Origin of the sequence: Microbulbifer celer (assembly GCF_020991125.1) — a bacterium.
Lineage (GTDB): Bacteria > Pseudomonadota > Gammaproteobacteria > Pseudomonadales > Cellvibrionaceae > Microbulbifer > Microbulbifer celer.
On sequence record NZ_CP087715.1, the window covers coordinates 3,518,521 to 3,534,715 of the forward strand.

General features: G+C 54.9%; 10 protein-coding genes. 2 read left to right on the forward strand and 8 right to left on the reverse strand.

Annotated features, from left to right (window positions below):
• Positions 1–168: 168 nt before the first annotated feature.
• From tagF to LPW13_RS14570, 8 genes are all read right to left on the reverse strand, one after another.
• A complete protein-coding gene (gene tagF / locus LPW13_RS14535) occupies positions 169–846 on the reverse strand; it encodes a type VI secretion system-associated protein TagF (protein ID WP_230436465.1) in 678 nt (225 codons plus the stop codon).
• On the reverse strand, positions 846–4,388 hold the full coding sequence (gene tssM, locus LPW13_RS14540; protein WP_230436467.1) for a type VI secretion system membrane subunit TssM: 3,543 nt from the start codon (positions 4,386–4,388) through the stop codon (positions 846–848). The genes tagF and tssM overlap by 1 nt, the downstream gene beginning before the upstream one ends.
• The gene (gene icmH / locus LPW13_RS14545; RefSeq protein ID WP_230436469.1) at positions 4,389–5,240 is read right to left on the reverse strand and encodes a type IVB secretion system protein IcmH/DotU; all 852 of its coding nucleotides are present in this window, start codon (positions 5,238–5,240) and stop codon (positions 4,389–4,391) included. It abuts the gene before it with no gap.
• Position 5,241: 1 nt separating this feature from the next.
• Entirely contained in the window at positions 5,242–6,579 is a 1,338-nt protein-coding gene (gene tssK, locus LPW13_RS14550) for a type VI secretion system baseplate subunit TssK (protein ID WP_230436470.1), read from the reverse strand.
• Between the two features lie 77 nt (positions 6,580–6,656).
• A complete protein-coding gene (gene tssJ / locus LPW13_RS14555; protein ID WP_230436472.1) occupies positions 6,657–7,250 on the reverse strand; it encodes a type VI secretion system lipoprotein TssJ in 594 nt (197 codons plus the stop codon).
• Between the two features lie 113 nt (positions 7,251–7,363).
• Positions 7,364–9,238 (reverse strand): type VI secretion system-associated FHA domain protein TagH, encoded by a 1,875-nt coding sequence (gene tagH, locus LPW13_RS14560; RefSeq protein WP_230436474.1) that lies wholly within the window; start codon positions 9,236–9,238, stop codon positions 7,364–7,366.
• A 61-nt stretch (positions 9,239–9,299) separates the two neighbouring features.
• Positions 9,300–10,766 carry a type VI secretion system contractile sheath domain-containing protein gene (locus tag LPW13_RS14565; RefSeq protein WP_230436476.1) on the reverse strand — a complete coding sequence of 489 codons (1,467 nt, stop codon included), beginning with the start codon at positions 10,764–10,766 and terminating at the stop codon, positions 9,300–9,302.
• Positions 10,763–11,584: a transposase gene (locus LPW13_RS14570; protein ID WP_230436478.1), complete on the reverse strand. Its 822-nt coding sequence runs from the start codon at positions 11,582–11,584 to the stop codon at positions 10,763–10,765. The genes LPW13_RS14565 and LPW13_RS14570 overlap by 4 nt, the downstream gene beginning before the upstream one ends.
• A gap of 260 nt (positions 11,585–11,844) precedes the next feature.
• Between LPW13_RS14570 and LPW13_RS14575 the strand changes: the two genes are divergently transcribed.
• Both LPW13_RS14575 and LPW13_RS14580 read left to right on the forward strand, forming a co-directional pair.
• Positions 11,845–12,711 (forward strand): Stp1/IreP family PP2C-type Ser/Thr phosphatase, encoded by an 867-nt coding sequence (locus LPW13_RS14575; RefSeq protein ID WP_230436480.1) that lies wholly within the window; start codon positions 11,845–11,847, stop codon positions 12,709–12,711.
• Positions 12,712–12,757: 46 nt separating this feature from the next.
• Entirely contained in the window at positions 12,758–16,057 is a 3,300-nt protein-coding gene (locus LPW13_RS14580) for a DUF6531 domain-containing protein (RefSeq protein WP_230436481.1), read from the forward strand.
• Positions 16,058–16,195 lie beyond the last annotated feature (138 nt).

Consider the following 16,195-nt stretch of genomic DNA (forward strand, 5'->3'; position numbering starts at 1 on the left):
TCCGCTAGTGCCGGCAAATTAGTTTCTCATTTTATCGAATACGTGAACGGCTTGAATACCCGTTGTAATGGTTTGTAACAGGATTCCATGGGTTTTAGTGGTACGATCATACCAATTAGCGCAATACTTCCCGAGTTTCTCCCGCCCAAATAAGAACGGGTTCTTTTATTACCATTTTGTCATCGGTGCACCAATCATGGCTGCAAACAACTCCGGCTCGGGGAGACCGTATGACAAGTTCATCATGGAATCTCTTTCTGCCGTCGGCGGTGCCCACCAAACACTATGGCTATTACCATCAGGTAGGGATTGCTCGAGCAAGCAACCAAAACCTTGGGCAAGATTAGTATTTCCGCAGCTCAGAATTGCACCATTACAGTTTTCCGTCACATGATCCCGGCGTGAGGAGTCCACCGCATAGTCAGGAAACCGCTCCATCAACTGGTCCACTGTCAACGCCTCTTGCAATGCACAAATTCCCAGCTCGGAAAGCGCTGAATACCAGGTTTCCGCACGCGCAATCAGGTCACAGGCCGAGGTGCTCTGCTCTACTGCTGTACAAAGTGTAAGGGGAAAGTACCGCCCCACACTATCCACGCTTGGCAATAAAACTCCACCCCATGTACGTCCATCAATCACGCCCGGTGAAAGTGCAAACCGCCAGATCGGACTGGTGAGGAAGTGCTCGAGCCACGCCTCGCCCACCAGCTCCCGGGAACCGTGAACGGAGCGCTGGAGCCATGTATCCCATGTGTCCGAAAATACCCCCGGCAACTCGCGCAGGATAAAGTCACCGTGTGCAGGCAGTTTTCCGAAAACCCCTTTCATAGTTTTACCGCTATTCATTAAAGCGTTTCCGGGCAGCGGTAACTGGTAAGCAATGTGCTGTCAAAAGGGTTGTAGACACCTGTGGGGGTCAACCGGAACTCGGCTCGGCGCCCAGCTTCTGCGAATGTCACAAGGTACTCTGTACTGCTGCGCCCTCTCTGGACTTCGGAGTTGGCTAACAGACGGTACCACGCCCAGTCCCCCTCAAAATGCTGGCGGTGTACGGTCTCATTGAGATCTTCAAACAGAATTCGAGCGCGACTGAACTCGCCTCCGCGCCAGGTCAACTTAGAGCTTGTGCGCGGCCCGTGAGAATAGGGTACGCGCTGTCCACCCAATTCCAGTGCAAACAGCCGCACGCCTGAATCCAGCTTGGTGGGCTCAATGCGGAATGCATACTCAGCCTGTTCACCAGTGCGGAAAAGGGTGTCGCGGATGCGCTCTGCGCGTCGCATCTGATCCAGGCTGCGCGAGGAGATTCCTAGGCTTTGCCCTTCCAGAGATCGGGCTTTCCAGTTTCTCGTATCAATAAACGGTTTGAGGTTTTGCTGTATAAACTGTTGCTCAATGCCACCGGGCTTGAAAAATTCGTTGAACTCCATCACCGGGATTTCCTGCTCCCGATTGGGGTGTAGCGGAAAACGCCCGGCCAGACTGCTCTGATATACACTGTATACCTGTTCCCGCCAGGTGCGATCTGCGTAGCGCTTGGCTTTGGCCATTACCAGGCCCCAGGCATTATTCGCGATCTGATCCAACCAACGTTTAAATGGCTCAGGTGCGCCCGCCGCTTTTACCCGAAGCTGCTTGATGGCATCACTGCCGCCGGAGAATCGTGCTTTGGCGCTGTCAAATGCCGCAGCATCTGAGTCGACACTGCCGTCGAGTTCAGCGAGATAGGCCCTAACCTGACCAATAGCCGTAAGATATTCCTGTGCTCGCGATGGTCTGCCGCGCTCACTTGCCGTCAGCCGCTGTAACTCTTCGAACTTCAGATCTACCGAAGTGGGTTTAAAGTTATCTGCTATAGCGCCCGCGGCACCGCTTGCTGCTGCGGCCCCGAGCCTTCTCGTGGTACTGGATACAGGCAAAGATACCCCAGAGGCATCTACCGGCATTTTCGGCCGCGGTGTCAGACGGGTGTTATCTGCTGCAATTTCAGATACCGCCAGCAGCGGTGAATATACCGGATCGGCAATTTTACCCAGCACTTCCAGTGCCTGCGGTGTACTGCTAAAACGCGCTATAGGAAAACCAGCGAGAAACTGCTGCCAACGTTGCTGGTATTCATTCAGGTAAATGCGCTTGAGTTCCTGCCCCAATTGCTCGCGATCCGCCTCGGTAAAGTTTTCACCCGCAGTATCATTGCCGTAGATCCAGCGCTCACTGGCCAGCTGATTCATTAATGGCGAGTCAGCGCCAAACTCAAGCTCTTTATAGCCGGCTTTGGTATACAGGTACGGCACGGAGAATTGAGGATCGGTAGCCGCCACACCGAACAGTTGTTGGGTATCGCCGCCTATCTCTCGATAGAGGTCGACTTGCGTCTGCCCCAGATCACTGCGCTGCATCTGTGCGTATAGCCGCTGGGATACGGGAATACGACGAAGTTGCTCTCGCGCTGCCGCGACTACGCGCTCGTTTGGTGCCAGCGAATCGGGTAACTCTAGGTCAGACAGGCGGTCAAGATGAGCGAGAAGTGGCTCCAGCTTATCCGCTTTGCCGCTGAGTGCGTGTTCCCAGTGGGTAGCAAAGTACGTAGAAATTGTCTCCCAATCCCGCTTGTCAGGATTAAAGAACATCAGGTACACCATCAAGGTCTGTACCAGGGCAGGGTCGTCACTGCGCAAGCGTCTCAGGTCGCGTTCGATATCGGTTAACAACGACTGCAGGAACTGCCCCGTCAACTCCTGTTGATAGAGCTGATCCGCAGATTGGTCAATGCGCGGGTCGTACAGACCGAGGTTGCCTAGCCAGGGATGCGACTCTTTTTGATACACCGTCGACGCCCGAAACAGTGATTCGAGCATAGGCAGGGTATCAGTGGATGAGACCCGGCGGTTGGCTGTTGCTTGTTTCTGTGTCTGAAAGTCAGCAATACTCTCTCGCACTTCACCCATGTAGATCTTGTTCTGGGCAATACTACCGGTCCACAATAACAGTGCGCCGATAAAAGCTGCCGCCGATCCGATATAGACACCGCCGCGCAGCCAGCGAGTAGCACGCTCAACCCGACGGTTAACGCCAACCAGTTCGGCTTCGGGAAAGATCACATCTTTTAATAACCGGTGCAGGAAAAAGCTCTTTCCCGCGCCCTGAAATTTCTGTCCCGAGTCCCGTTCAAGCCCGAAGTCTGCACTGACTGACGCCATCATCCGGTCGATCGGGCTTCCTTCCTGTGTGCCGCTGGTGAAATAAACGCCGCGCACCATCGGTGCCATGTCATAACGATTGGGTCCAAAAGCCTGCTTTACAAAATCTGTTATTACTGCCTGCAGGCCTTCCATGCGCCCCGGAAAACCCTGCAGCAGCGCACGTTTCTCGACATTGCGCTCTTGATGAACACGCCACAGAACCCGCTGGTTGAGGCGATCGATCAGTGTCTCAAATTCACCGGCAAAGGTATCCAGCGGTGCTCCAACGGCAGGATTGCTTTCCTCAGGAAAGCTCACACCCCATACCTGCTCTCGTTCCGCTTGCGACAGGTTGTCAAAATATTCACTGAAGCCCGCTACCAGGTCGCTTTTGGTAAAAGTGAGATAAATAGGAAAGCGGATGCCCAGTTGCTGTTGCAGCTCATTGATCCGGGTACGAATGGTTTTTGCTTGATGTATTCGCTGCTCTGCAGTCTGTACCATCAGGTCCTGCAGGCTGATCGCCACCAGCACACCATTGATCGGACGACGGCGACGGTAGCGCTTGAGCAGGTTCAGGAACGCCTGCCAGGCACTGTTGTCATACACCCGGTGGCTGTCTTGCGTGGTATAACGCCCGGCAGTATCAATAAGTACCGCGTCATTGGTAAACCACCAATCACAGTTGCGCGTGCCACCTACACCGCCCAGGGCTTGTTGGCCATGGGTCTGGGACAGCGGAAAGTCGAGGCCAGAATTCACCAGCGCTGTTGTTTTACCAGACCCGGGCGGTCCAATAATAATGTACCAGGGCAACTGGTAGAGGGAGACATTGCCGCGCTCTGATTTAAAGCGTGCTTTGCGCAGTACCGCCATCGCATCACGGAATCGATCCGACAAGGCAGATATTTCTTCACGGCTGCGCTCTTCTTCCGGATTGAGGTTTTCCTCTTCCTGTGTGGACTCAATCTCTCCAATAAGCGCGCTGTTCTGGCGACGCTCCACAAGCCATTGACTCAGGTGCCATACCAGCCAGATAGCAAAAATAAATACGATGATGGTGACGCGCGTCGTCGGTGAAAGCGTGGTGTTATCACTGCCAAACTTTATATAGTCAGCACCAAACCATATCAACAGTGATAGCGCCGTGAGACCGATGAGGCCGAGAACCCATTTGTTGGTAAAGAAATTTCGCAAACGTTTCATTTAGGGCTCCGCACTATCTACTTCCGCAGCAGTCAGCTGGTTAATGTCTTCAACCACTGGCGTGGTGCTTTCATATAGCCACCAACGGTAACCGCTGAAGGTGACCGCAAGTACCCCCAGTACCACACTGGCAATCACCCAAATTGGTATGTACTGCACCAATCGGGTTTTGCGCTGCACGCACCCCTGCCATTTCGGTGAAAGATCCCGCTCCATCGCCGGGCGGTGGCTCTCGATGGTGCGATACAGGTTGTCACGAATCTGCTCTATCTGTTCATGCCCCCGCTGCACGAGGCGGTATTTCCCCTGAAACCCCAGGCTCAGGCAGAGATAAAACAGCTCCAGCAATTCCAGATGGGTGCCGGGCGCCTCCTGCATGCGCTGCAAAATCACAAAGCATTTTTCACCACCGAAGGTCTCTTTGTGGAACAGACTTAACAGGGAGTGCTGGCTCCAGCCACTGGAAGTGCCCCACGGTGTGGACAACACTACTTCGTCCACTACGGTGCACAGCAGATAACGCGCCGTAAGCACCGTCTCCGGAGTCAGGGATAGTTGTTTGGCCTCGCGCTCAAACTTCTGGATCTCCTGCGTCAGTCGCTTGTGTAGATCCGGGACATTGTCGTGACGCATGGTGGTGCGCAGCTTGATGATGACCCCGAGCAGTTTGGATGCCGCAGAAACCAATGGATTCAGACTGTTGCGAATGCGAATGTCCTGCGCCAGCTCCGCAGTACCTTTGCCAGGGTGTGGCGGCGCCGCTGCAGGCGCGGCAGCACCGGGGGTGGGAATCAACACAGTGCGGTCGCCGGCTGAGGGACCCGCAGGCGGGGTGTAATTGTCGCCAGTCATATCAGTTGTTCCTTATTGCCCAAAGCTCCATGGAGAGCCCCGGAAACTCCGCGCCCAGATGTACGGCGAAGCCGCCCGATCTCTGCATCGCCTGCCACATTTCACCGCTGCGCTCAAGCTCAAAGTAGGTAAAACCTGCGTGATAGGGTATCTGACGCGGTGCAACCGGCAGCGGGCGCACCGAGATACCCGGCAGCTGTGCGGAAATCAGTTCACGAATAGCTTCTACCGGGGCAACTTTTGCCTGTGTCGGGAAACGGCTCCGCAACAAATCGCCAGGCATATCTGCTTTTGCCGCCATCACAAAAGTCGCGGTTTTGAGTAGAGACGGATCGTTAACGGGCGCAACATAGATACCAAATTTCCGTTGTACCAGATTCATCGCTATCGCAGTCTGCTCAAGTACCGTCGATAGCGACTGGCGCAATGCCGAATACAATCCGGCATAGCTCTGCTGCAGATTTTCGTGTGCATAGGTGGGAATTTCCGGTGGCCGCTTGGTACTGGAGGTAAACGTTGCAAGCTCACCGGCGAGCTGTAATAGCTCCAGATAAAGGCTGTATGGGTGCAAGCGCGGCTGAGCGGTCAACTGCTTTAACAACGGCTCAAAGCGGTTGATGACCTGCAATAACAGATAATCGGCTATTTCTGCCGAGCCGCTGCGGCCGCTGTCGCTGAGACGATGACCCAGTGCCTGACCTCGATGCTCCAGCAACCCCTTTGCCTCTTCGATGTAAGCTTTGATGACAGGCGAGCTTTCTACATTCAGTAGCGGTGGAATATATTCCGGATCAAGCTCAACCGGCTTTTCCGGCTGTCGCTCTCGGATACGCGCAATACCGATGGTGGCATAGCCGCTCAGGTCATCACTGCCCAACTTGAGACAGGTGCGCAATTTACCGACCTGGATACGTGCCGACTCTCCAGACACTGAAGCGCTGTTGCGGGCATCGAAATTGGCGGCCTGATACCGCGCCTGGGGAAAGTCTTCCTGATCGCGAATAGACTCCTGGCTACCGGGGCGCTTCATCGGGATACACAGATAAACAGTTTCGTCGCGCGTGTTTACCGGCACCTCAAGAATATCCGGTTGATTTTCATGCTCCGGTGCCAGAATTGGTGTTCCATCCGGAAATATGGCACGCACTCTGGATACTGAGATTTTCCCCATCGCAAGCGGCTCACTGTCGAGGCCAAGCTCCACGATCCCCCAGGTATGTATACCAAGGGCGCCGGTGCGGGATTCCACCAGCTGCTCCAGATATCGGTCCTGCTGCTGGAAATGCTGAGGCCGAAGGAACATGCCTTCGCTCCAGATCACTTTATTGTTCGCCGACATACACGATCCCTGTTATGGCGCAACGCGCCGCTTCAATAATACTGATTGACGATATTCTCTGGTTGGCACCAGCGCTTTTATTCACCCTGACGAAGTTTTTGCAGTCGCTCGTACTCTGCACTGGAAATAGTCACGGTTTTACCCGAGTCTTGCTCGCGCTTTTTCGCGGTAACGGCGCGTTGACGTCGATCCAGCGCATCGGTGGAGACGATTTTTATATCGGTAAGTGTTACAGCATATTCATTGTCATTGTGTGGTTTTATCGGCAGCAACATCAAAGATTCTGCGCGCTGGTACTGTACAAATTCAGCCAACAGGCCAATGTACTTCACCTCAGGCGTCAGCCCCAGAGTTTCCACACGTTCTTCGCCGGGTGCGAACTCTTTGAGTATCACGGTATCTATCAGGTCCCGCCCTAAACGAGACTCTGCATTTTCATACAGGTTCAGAAATTCTTCCCGAGAGAACTGACGGTCATCCGCTAGCATGAATACCCGCACAACCACTGGAGAGGAACGCCCATCACTGTCCGGGTTTACGTCAGTTGTTGCCGACAGAGTCAACTCCACATTGGTATCAAAATTCAGCGTTTCGCGCGTGGTCTGGCAACCCGCCAGCAGCAACAATGCGCAACAGCCAATGAAGAATTTATTAAGGTTTTTCCAATTCATTCTGCCCCCGGATTTCATCAATGATGCAATAACTTAATAAGGACTTATCCCACACGCTCAGTTACAGGTCAGCAAAGTGCGCGACATAAGTGTGATATAGATGACTTGTTTCGCTAAAGCTCTGACCCCGAGAGACTGCGCGCATTCTTCAGCTCCGAAAGCTGACTTTCGTAAGTTGCCGCAAACTCTTCACCAAACAAATTTCGGTAGCAGGTATCCGGATCACTGACCATAGCGCGGTAGATTTCCTTGAACCCTTCCCAGTTGCGGGCATTCTTACTGGCGAATACCCCCCCCTGGTTATTGACCCTGCGCTCAATATTTTCCGGACTGAAAAATTTGAGCATGCTCTCGTACCCCGCACGCATACCCGCCAGTACTGCTACCTGATGATCGGAAAGATCATCAAAGCTATCGCGCACCGCCTCCTGTGGTGACAGAAAGGCACCGTTGGCAGTACTTAAACTGCTGAACATGGCATTGAGAGCATCCTGCGCAGTTGCACTGAATTTCAGCGGATTGTTGGCTTCGGTCTGTATCATGGTCCGCTGTACGCGCAGTTCGTTTTTGATGCTGTTGCGCGCGCGCAACAAGTCGATCAGCCGCTCAATAGTCTGAGTAATGATGGCGCCACCCTGTTGCTCCAGCGCGGGCAATTGCTCTGCGGGAATATTGAGACCCAACGCGCGAGCAAGCCCGGCCATAGATTCCGTTGGCTGTGGCTGTGGCTGTGGCTGTGGCTGTGGCTGTGGCTGTGGCTGTGGCTGTGGCTGTGGCTCAGCATTCCCGCCAGACTGAAGTGGTGCAAACTGCTGCGAAGCGCCGGCAAAGCCTGTCGCGGCAGGCGACACCATTTCGGTACCAGAAGGCTCCGGTACAGGCGATTGAGGCCGCTGGGACGAAGGCGCAGCAGGGGTAGCGGGAGCAGAAGGCGTAATGCCGTGTAAACCTGAGGGCGCGGGGGAACCAACCGTTGGACTGCTACCGGGTTCTTCGAACCCCGGAGCACCCTGAACCTGCGTGCCAGCAATTGCCGAGAATGAATCGGCAAAAGGATTCTCTGAATTCTGCTCGGGCGAAAGCGGAGCTTGCGCACTGGAACCCATCGGCGGGGCAGGCTGGGGACTCGGCACGGCTCCCTGTGGCTGCACGTAAGAGGATCCGGCCGCCGGCGTCGCCACATCCGACGGCGTCGGGGTTACCGCTGGCTGCGGCTGGGAAACGGAAAACTGCATCGAGTGCTGATCGGCGGGGGCATGGTCCTGCTCGCTCGCTTCTTTCCACCAGGCATCCCCGTCGTCTTGCAGCCATCCCTGACCGCCACCAGCAGTCCCGTGATGACTTCCACTATCCAGCAGCCCGCCGAGGGAGCCTGATCCTGCAGCGTGATTCGAAGATCCACTCAGTGCCTGTAGAGGGTCTGTCACCTGAGGCTGTCCCAGGAAGTCGCTGCCACCCAGGTCTTTGTCCGGGGTGGCGAGATAGCCCCACTCACCGCTTTGACTGGCGCCTCCTCCCGAACCCGGCTCCAGCCACGAGTCCAGCTCCTGAGCTTCCTGGGCCGACTGCATCTTGGCCGCCGCTGCCGGGCTGAAGGTGGTCCGGTCGGAACTGTCCAGGAAATCGGCCCCACCGACTCCTTGGGGCAATTCAGATTCAGCCGGACGCTGGCGAAACGCAACCTTCAGCTGGTAGTCACCTACGCCAATCACATCGCCATCCCCCAGAACCACCTGATTCCCTTTACCAATCGGTTCAGCTGCCTGATTGTGATAGGTACCATTGGTACTGTGATCGGTAAGAATGTACTGGTTTTCCTGGAAGGCGATCTGGCCATGGCGGGACGAAACCACCCGATCCGGATCAGGCAACACCCAATCATTGCTATCCGCGCGACCGAAGGTGCCACCAGCCGGGGTAAACAGCTTGGTGTGTTTGAGCATGTTGGCACCTTGTGGGTCTGCCAACACAGAGAGTATCAATTCCATTTTACTCGCTCTCGCGCATTAGAAATTTCTGCCATTTGTGTATTGGTTTTGCTGGCAATGCTCAGGCCCAGGGACCCGCGAGCCATGTGCCCGCGAGGGACTGCAATCTGGGCAACAAAATCTGATCTCTGTCGGCCACCGAGCGCAGCGTGCTCAAGCCGCGCTCGGTAAAACGCGCCGCGCCTTGATCACTCAGTAGCGCTTCCGCACACGGGGTCAACCAGGTTCCCTGCGGACGCTTGCGCAAATGCAGGGGCAAATCGGTAAATTGACCGGATGTCACCAGCTGTACGCTGCCGGTCTCGGTGTACTTCTGACACAGGGACAGCAGCACCAGGTAGGCACTGTTGCCCCACAGGTAGTATTGATGCCCCAGATCTTCCGTCAGCTCTTCAAAATCGAAGCTCTCGGTACGTGCGGTATCTGCACCAAATGGCAATCGCAGCATAAATCGCGGCGCAGCCAACGCCAGATGACGACTGCCGCTGAACTCCCGGATAGCCTGCCACGCCCGCTCAAAGTCTTCAGAAGGCTGATATTGCCAATCTTCCGGGTCCAGGGATCCGGCAAGGCTGGTACAACCCGCCAGCCGATTATCTCCCCCTAGGATGACCGCACTGCCGGCCGCCTCTGCAATTGTGGCGAGATCAATCAACCCGTGCAGATCTCGCTCGTCATCGCGAATATAGAAATCGCCGAGGATCAAGTTGAATGGCATATCGCCAGCAACCGACTCCTGTTGCACCAGACGTTTGAATAACTGCGACTGCTCCAGGTCATCTTCCGCCTGCACAAAGTCGGCAAAAATCTCATCTTTGGTCACATCGATCAGGTGTAGCTCAAGACCGGGGTGATCATCGAGCCGTCGCAACAGCAAGTGCAGGCTGCGCCAACTGGCCTCCAGGTGCCTGAAGTCGCTATGGTGCATGATCTTGCGCATCGCTTCGGATGCGGCCTCGTTCACAGCATTCAAATAAACACTCTGATCCTGTGCCGGCTTCGCCTGCACATAAGGCGCAACGATATCCTTGATCAATCGATCCACCTGAATCCCGGCGGCCGCAGAACCCTGCCCGGCCTGCTGCCTGCCTGCAGCGAGATCATCTGCGCTATAACCATTCCCGGACAGGATCGCATCCAGCATGGATTGTGCGGCTGACGATTCTGGCTGAAGCGCTGATTGCGACTGTATGCCAGTATCCCACTGCTGGATTTCAGCCACCGCATCGGCGTAGCGGGCTGGATCAAGCAACTGTTTCTCGAGCTTGATGAACTCCTGAAACAGGGCAAGTCGATGGTAGAGAAAATCCGGGTGTAGATCGTCAAACTCCAGTAGCGCGATGGGCGCTTCTGATACCGGTAACTTTATCGCTACACCCATACGCTCAAACAGCGTTTCAAAATTGTCTTTGCGTACACGATGGGAAGGGCGCTGTGAAATGGACTCCGGTTCACACAGGCCGCGGCTGGCACGCCCACTGAAATCGCCGAGAATGGCCACTTTCAATCGATTCTGCGACGCACTCATACTGTCTGCTCCAGAGTTTTTTCTTCTGCTGCTTTTTCCGGCGCAGTAGCACTGACTGCTGGCGCTTTCTGACCCAATAGCTTTTCCTGCACTGTTTTTTCCTGCGCCGTCCTTTCCTGCACTTTGTCCTTCCTGGATTTACGCGGTCGCCCCCGCTTCAGCGGGCGCACACGCTGATTTGCGATCTGCTCGATCTTCTCCTTGAATACATCGCCACCCAATACCTGGCCCACCTTGATGGTTTCGGCGATGTACTCCAGCAACCGACGGTCAAATCGATACCGGAACAGCTTCCGATAGGCTTCCGCTCTCTCGCTAGGCGTGTCCCCCAGCTGCAGGTAAAGCCAGTGGTCACTGATCACATCACTGCGCTCCACACTTGCGTGGTGATTGAAACTGGACCAGCGGTAATCTCCCAGTGAGTCCGCCAGCCCCAGGTACAAAGGCCGCAACTCTACATACCGGTAGCAGGTAAGCAGATAGGCGTCGGAGTCAATCAGGCTGGACTTATACCTGCCCGCCCACAATGTGCCGGAACGCTTGTACCGGTGATTGATGAATTGCACATAGCGCCGCCCCAGAGATTGCATCATGGAGGGCACGCCATCCGGAACACGGGGCGTACCGATAATCTGCACCATGTTGGGCAGCAACACGTAGGCGTGAATATCGACACGATACTGATCCGCGGCACTACGGAGGCTGAGCAGGTAAAACTGATAGTCTTCCTCATCAAAAAAGCACGGTAGATTATTGTGCCCTACCTGGACAATATGCTGAGGGATATCTATCAGATTCAGTCTGGGAAGACGGGGCATATTGCCAAAAATTCCTTCTTAATTTGTACATCCGTACCAACTTCACACTCATCCCGGTGAAGGGAGAGGCATTATTACAAATGATCCAAAAAAAATTCAAATCATTGGCGCGCTCACGTTAACATTACTTGTTCATTGCTACAGAAATTTGCCAGGCACTTTTTTCAGCATCTAATTAGTACGATTTTTCAGTGCCTAATTAGTACGATCGTGCCGATTAACTGTAACGACATAGTAAGAACAGGGAGTAACAGGTTCGCATGGAGTCCATCAGCCTGGCGGTCAATGGTCGCACTGACATCGGTCAGGTGCGCGAAGAAAATGAAGATAGTATTCACTGTTACAGTGATTCTGAAACGGATTTTGCCTACGTGGTGGTAGCAGATGGCATGGGTGGTTACAGTGGCGGTGCGGTAGCAAGTCGCATCACTGTAGACACACTGAAAGAACATCTGGATGAACTGGTCAACGGCACCTTTCTCGCCTGCTCCCCTCAGCAACAACAGCTTATGCTTCGCGCCTGCCTGCTGGACAGCTGCGCTATCGCCAACCAGAAAATTCTCGAGGCAAAGAGCCTGCGACCGCAATTTTCCCATATGGGGACCACGTTGGTGGCTGCGGTCATCTGGCAGAATTTCCTGATAGTCGCACATGTGGGGGATTCCCGCGCCTACCTCTGGAACGAATACGGATTGCAGCGGCTGACCCGGGACCACAGTGTGGTTCAGGAAATGATTGACCGCGGTCAACTGACCCCGGAACAGGCACAGACGTCCCAGGTAAGAAATCATATTACCCGGGCCCTGGGTGTGGAAAACCAGGTTGATGTCACCATCAATAGCTGGAACCTGACCGAAAATGCACTGCTGTTACTGTGCAGCGACGGTCTGACGGAATATCTGGATGACTCCACCATCGAGCGGATACTGGCCACTCATCGCCCTGCACTGGAATGCGTCTATCGATTCATTGACGACGCAAACCAGTGTGGTGGGCGCGATAATATCAGCGCCGGCATCATCGAATACTGTAACCGTGCCCAGTCAGCCGCAGCCCTCAGCGATGACGCGATCACTCTGAGACCGGCGAACAGGGAAGACACTACTCAGAGGAAAGTACACCGCTGAGCAGAGGAAACTCTTTACGTAAATCACACAACCGCGAGCGCACGACATGACACCGGATCGTCTGGTCGACTTTGTACCGTCGGTACTCAATCAGCTTTCAACGAATGGCCGCCTCCCCGAGCATCGAGACAGTATCTCCCTCTGCCAGTGGTTCAACCTGCAGGACCCGCAAAGCGGTACGTCTACACCGGTTACCCCACACCAGGATTTGTGGCCCGACTGTCCCGGAGTTTCCGCCACAAACTACACACTTGCCCGCGCGCCCAGGGTCGACTCACTGATCCTGCCCTCGGAAATGCCAGTGCTCTTCTGCAACCAACCGGGCAGTTCGCCGGACGGGCAGACGATACCTTCTCTCGACAAATCTGTGCATATTGCCAATCACGTACTGGCCTGCAATGGAAGACTGGTTTTCAGTCGATCGGACTTTCAGCTGCCAGGTCCCATCCCATTTATCTGGCAGCGGTTTTACCGTCAGGGTGAAGAGCGCGATTGCGGCCTCGGAGTCGGGTGGCGGCACACCCTGAGCGAAGTACTCGAGCTTCCCGATAGCGGCGCCAGCAATCAGCAGGCACTGCTTCTGCATACGGCTGAAGGACGTCAGGTTTACTTCGATCTCCCACCCATCGGGCACGGGATATATAACCGCTGTGAAAAACTGTTACTGGTTCGCCAGAGCCTCCATAGTTTTCGATTATGTGGATTCAACACACCGGACAAGGTATTCCGCGCAGATGGTGCCAGTGGTCTGGCGCGGCTGAATGAAATTCGTGATCACTTCGGCAACACGCTCACTGTCGACTACCAGGGTGGACAACCGCAGAAGATCGTTACGTCCTGGGGACGTACCCTTCAGTTTCACTACAACCCCGCGACCGCAGGTGAAGCGGCACGACTCAGGGCAATTTCGCACAGCCCTTCCCCCCGGGACGCGCAGGAAATCTGCCGCTATGTTTATGAAGAACAGGTATTCGAAGGTATAGAGAAGTCCGATGCAGGCACCCGGCGGAATCCAGATTCGGAGAATGCGCAACCGACACCTTGGGCAAGGTTGATCTCTGCAGAGAGCGATAGTCTTACGGAGCACTATCAATATTCAGGTAGTTTTCTTACCGGCATCCAGCGTCGTTCTGGCGAGCGCTGGCATTTCAGCTTTGACCGCCAGTCGCGCTGCAACCACATTGAACACAACGAGCGAGTGATTCAGCTGCGCTGGCAGCAGGCACGCCAACGCTGTACCCAGTCAGTCACAGGTGAACACTCCACCTCCTGGCAATTTGATGGTCGCAACAATCTGCTGCGGCAACAGCAGGCGGAACGTGAGTACCGATATCTGTACGATCACTATAATAATCTGTGCTCACAGGTTGCTCCGGACGGAAAGCGGGACCTGTACAGATACGACGAGCTGGGGCGCCTTACCAGACACACCCGCAATGGGGTTCACCGTCGATTCGTATTTGATGCGCTCGGGCGCCTGTGCGGCGTGCAGGTATCAGGTGCACCGGACATTTCCGGAAACAGCACCTGGCGTTTCGTTTATGGCGATCACCCCCACCCGGAATCCATCGTCGACCCTCGCAGTAATCGTTGGCTGTGCGAATACGATGAACGCGGCCAATTGCGACTGTTGACCGACCCCGAAGGTGGGCAGGTTTCTCTACAGTGGGATGCTCAGGCACAATTGCAGGCGATACATCGCGGCAGCTGCAACTGGCAGTTTTCCTACGACCACTGGCATCGGCTTACCCACTTCAAAAGTGCCGACGGACGCGAGGAAAGCTGGCAGTATCAAAATAGCGGCAGCTTACAGCAAGCGCACCTGGCGGATGGTACCTATTCCATTGAGTACGATGAAGTTCAGCGTCCCATCCGCATCCATATGGATAATCAACTGTTTGCGCAGTGGCGCTATGACGAGTACGGACGCGTCTGCAGTATCGTCCTCCCCCGCAGTCCCCAGTGGCTACTCGAGTACCAGCCGGGTGGTCAACTTTGCCAGCTGCAGGTAGGTGAACAGCGTTACCACTGGCAATTCGATGCATTCGCGCAGACCAGCCTGCTGACCGATAGCAGTGGCAGGGAAATAGAATGGCAGTATAACTGTCGCGGACAGGTGACCGAGTATCGCGACTGTGACAATCACTGGTATTTACACTACGACGCCTGTGGCCAACTGCAGAAAATCCGCAACAACAGTGGCCAGCAGTGCGACTTCCATTTCGATCACTACGGTCGACTGACCCAGGCTGCTAACCAGCACGGCAGCCTTCGCTTTCGCTATGATGAGTCGGGACTTTTGATCGCCGAGCACCACGATATTCGTGAAGGCGAGAATCTGAGCATTAATCATCAGTATGATAGCCGCGGCTGGTTGAAGACTAGCGGCTCTGATCGCCTGAATATTACCTGCCTGTTTTCTCCGGACGCAAACCTGTTTGGGCTGGATGCCAATGGCGAACCGGTTCTGCGCAGTGAACAAAAAGAGGACCACTGGATTTGGAACCTTGGGCGCCTGAGCCTGCATCGCACCTTCCAACAAGGGCGGCTGGAAAGTGTTTCCTGGGGCTCAGAGCCTGAGAATGCGCGCTCGTTTGTGCAGGAGCGACGCGAACCCTCCACGCCACTACAGTTTTTGCCCATCAATTCCGAAACACATCGGGATCGCCGGGGATATATAGAGCGGGAAAACCGTCATAGCAGAAAACACCCCGCGCAAGCCACCGATAACGCACTCGGCAATCAGCACATTTATCACTACCAGTTTGATGGATGGGGATTACTTTCCAGTGCTGAGTGCGGGGATTTCAAAACCTATTTCCGCTACGATCCTTTCGGCAGAAGACTTTGGAAAACCAGCACCCACCGCCGCTCCGCACGTCAGCGCAGAGTGCTCACCCACTGGTGGAGTTTGGGGTTATGGAGCACGACAACCATCCAGGACGAACAGGAAATGCGCACCCATTACCTGCATCACCCACAACTGGCTACGCCATTGGCAAGAATACGTGCCGGCTCACCGGAGTATTTCATCGCTGACGATAATGCATCAATCCAGGGGCTGGCGGATGGCGAAGGGAATGTATTCTGGCTTGCGGGAAACCAGGGCACCCAGTGCCCGGACGAATACCGGGGAGACACGCAAATCGTCGACAGCGAAACGCGACTGCACTACGTGGGGTTCCGCTACTGGCACCCGGGACGGCGTGTTTATCTCGATGCACCACCGACCCAATTGCGCTGGGACATGCCCGCGGTTGCCACAGGACAAAATGCAACAGAGCAAGGTGCAACAGCACAACGGAATCCCACCTCTATTGCCACGGCGCCCATCGCGGTGCTCTAGTGTGGTGTAACCCTTACTGTCGCGATTTCATAGTTGCGGTACACAACAGGTCACAGATCCGATTGCGGCCGTTACAACTGGTACTGCCGTACCTCAATTTGACGCTAAATACCCTTCCCGCCCCCGCCTACTCACTTA

Bases quoted from the DNA above. Each gene is read 5' to 3' on its own strand.
- tagF (WP_230436465.1), bottom strand. From the start codon at position 846: ATGAATAGCGGTAAAACTATGAAAGGGGTTTTCGGAAAACTGCCTGCA.
- tssM (WP_230436467.1), bottom strand. From the start codon at position 4,388: ATGAAACGTTTGCGAAATTTCTTTACCAACAAATGGGTTCTCGGCCTC.
- icmH (WP_230436469.1), bottom strand. From the start codon at position 5,240: ATGACTGGCGACAATTACACCCCGCCTGCGGGTCCCTCAGCCGGCGAC.
- tssK (WP_230436470.1), bottom strand. From the start codon at position 6,579: ATGTCGGCGAACAATAAAGTGATCTGGAGCGAAGGCATGTTCCTTCGG.
- tssJ (WP_230436472.1), bottom strand. From the start codon at position 7,250: ATGAATTGGAAAAACCTTAATAAATTCTTCATTGGCTGTTGCGCATTG.
- tagH (WP_230436474.1), bottom strand. From the start codon at position 9,238: ATGGAATTGATACTCTCTGTGTTGGCAGACCCACAAGGTGCCAACATG.
- LPW13_RS14565 (WP_230436476.1), bottom strand. From the start codon at position 10,766: ATGAGTGCGTCGCAGAATCGATTGAAAGTGGCCATTCTCGGCGATTTC.
- LPW13_RS14570 (WP_230436478.1), bottom strand. From the start codon at position 11,584: ATGCCCCGTCTTCCCAGACTGAATCTGATAGATATCCCTCAGCATATT.
- LPW13_RS14575 (WP_230436480.1), top strand. From the start codon at position 11,845: ATGGAGTCCATCAGCCTGGCGGTCAATGGTCGCACTGACATCGGTCAG.
- LPW13_RS14580 (WP_230436481.1), top strand. From the start codon at position 12,758: ATGACACCGGATCGTCTGGTCGACTTTGTACCGTCGGTACTCAATCAG.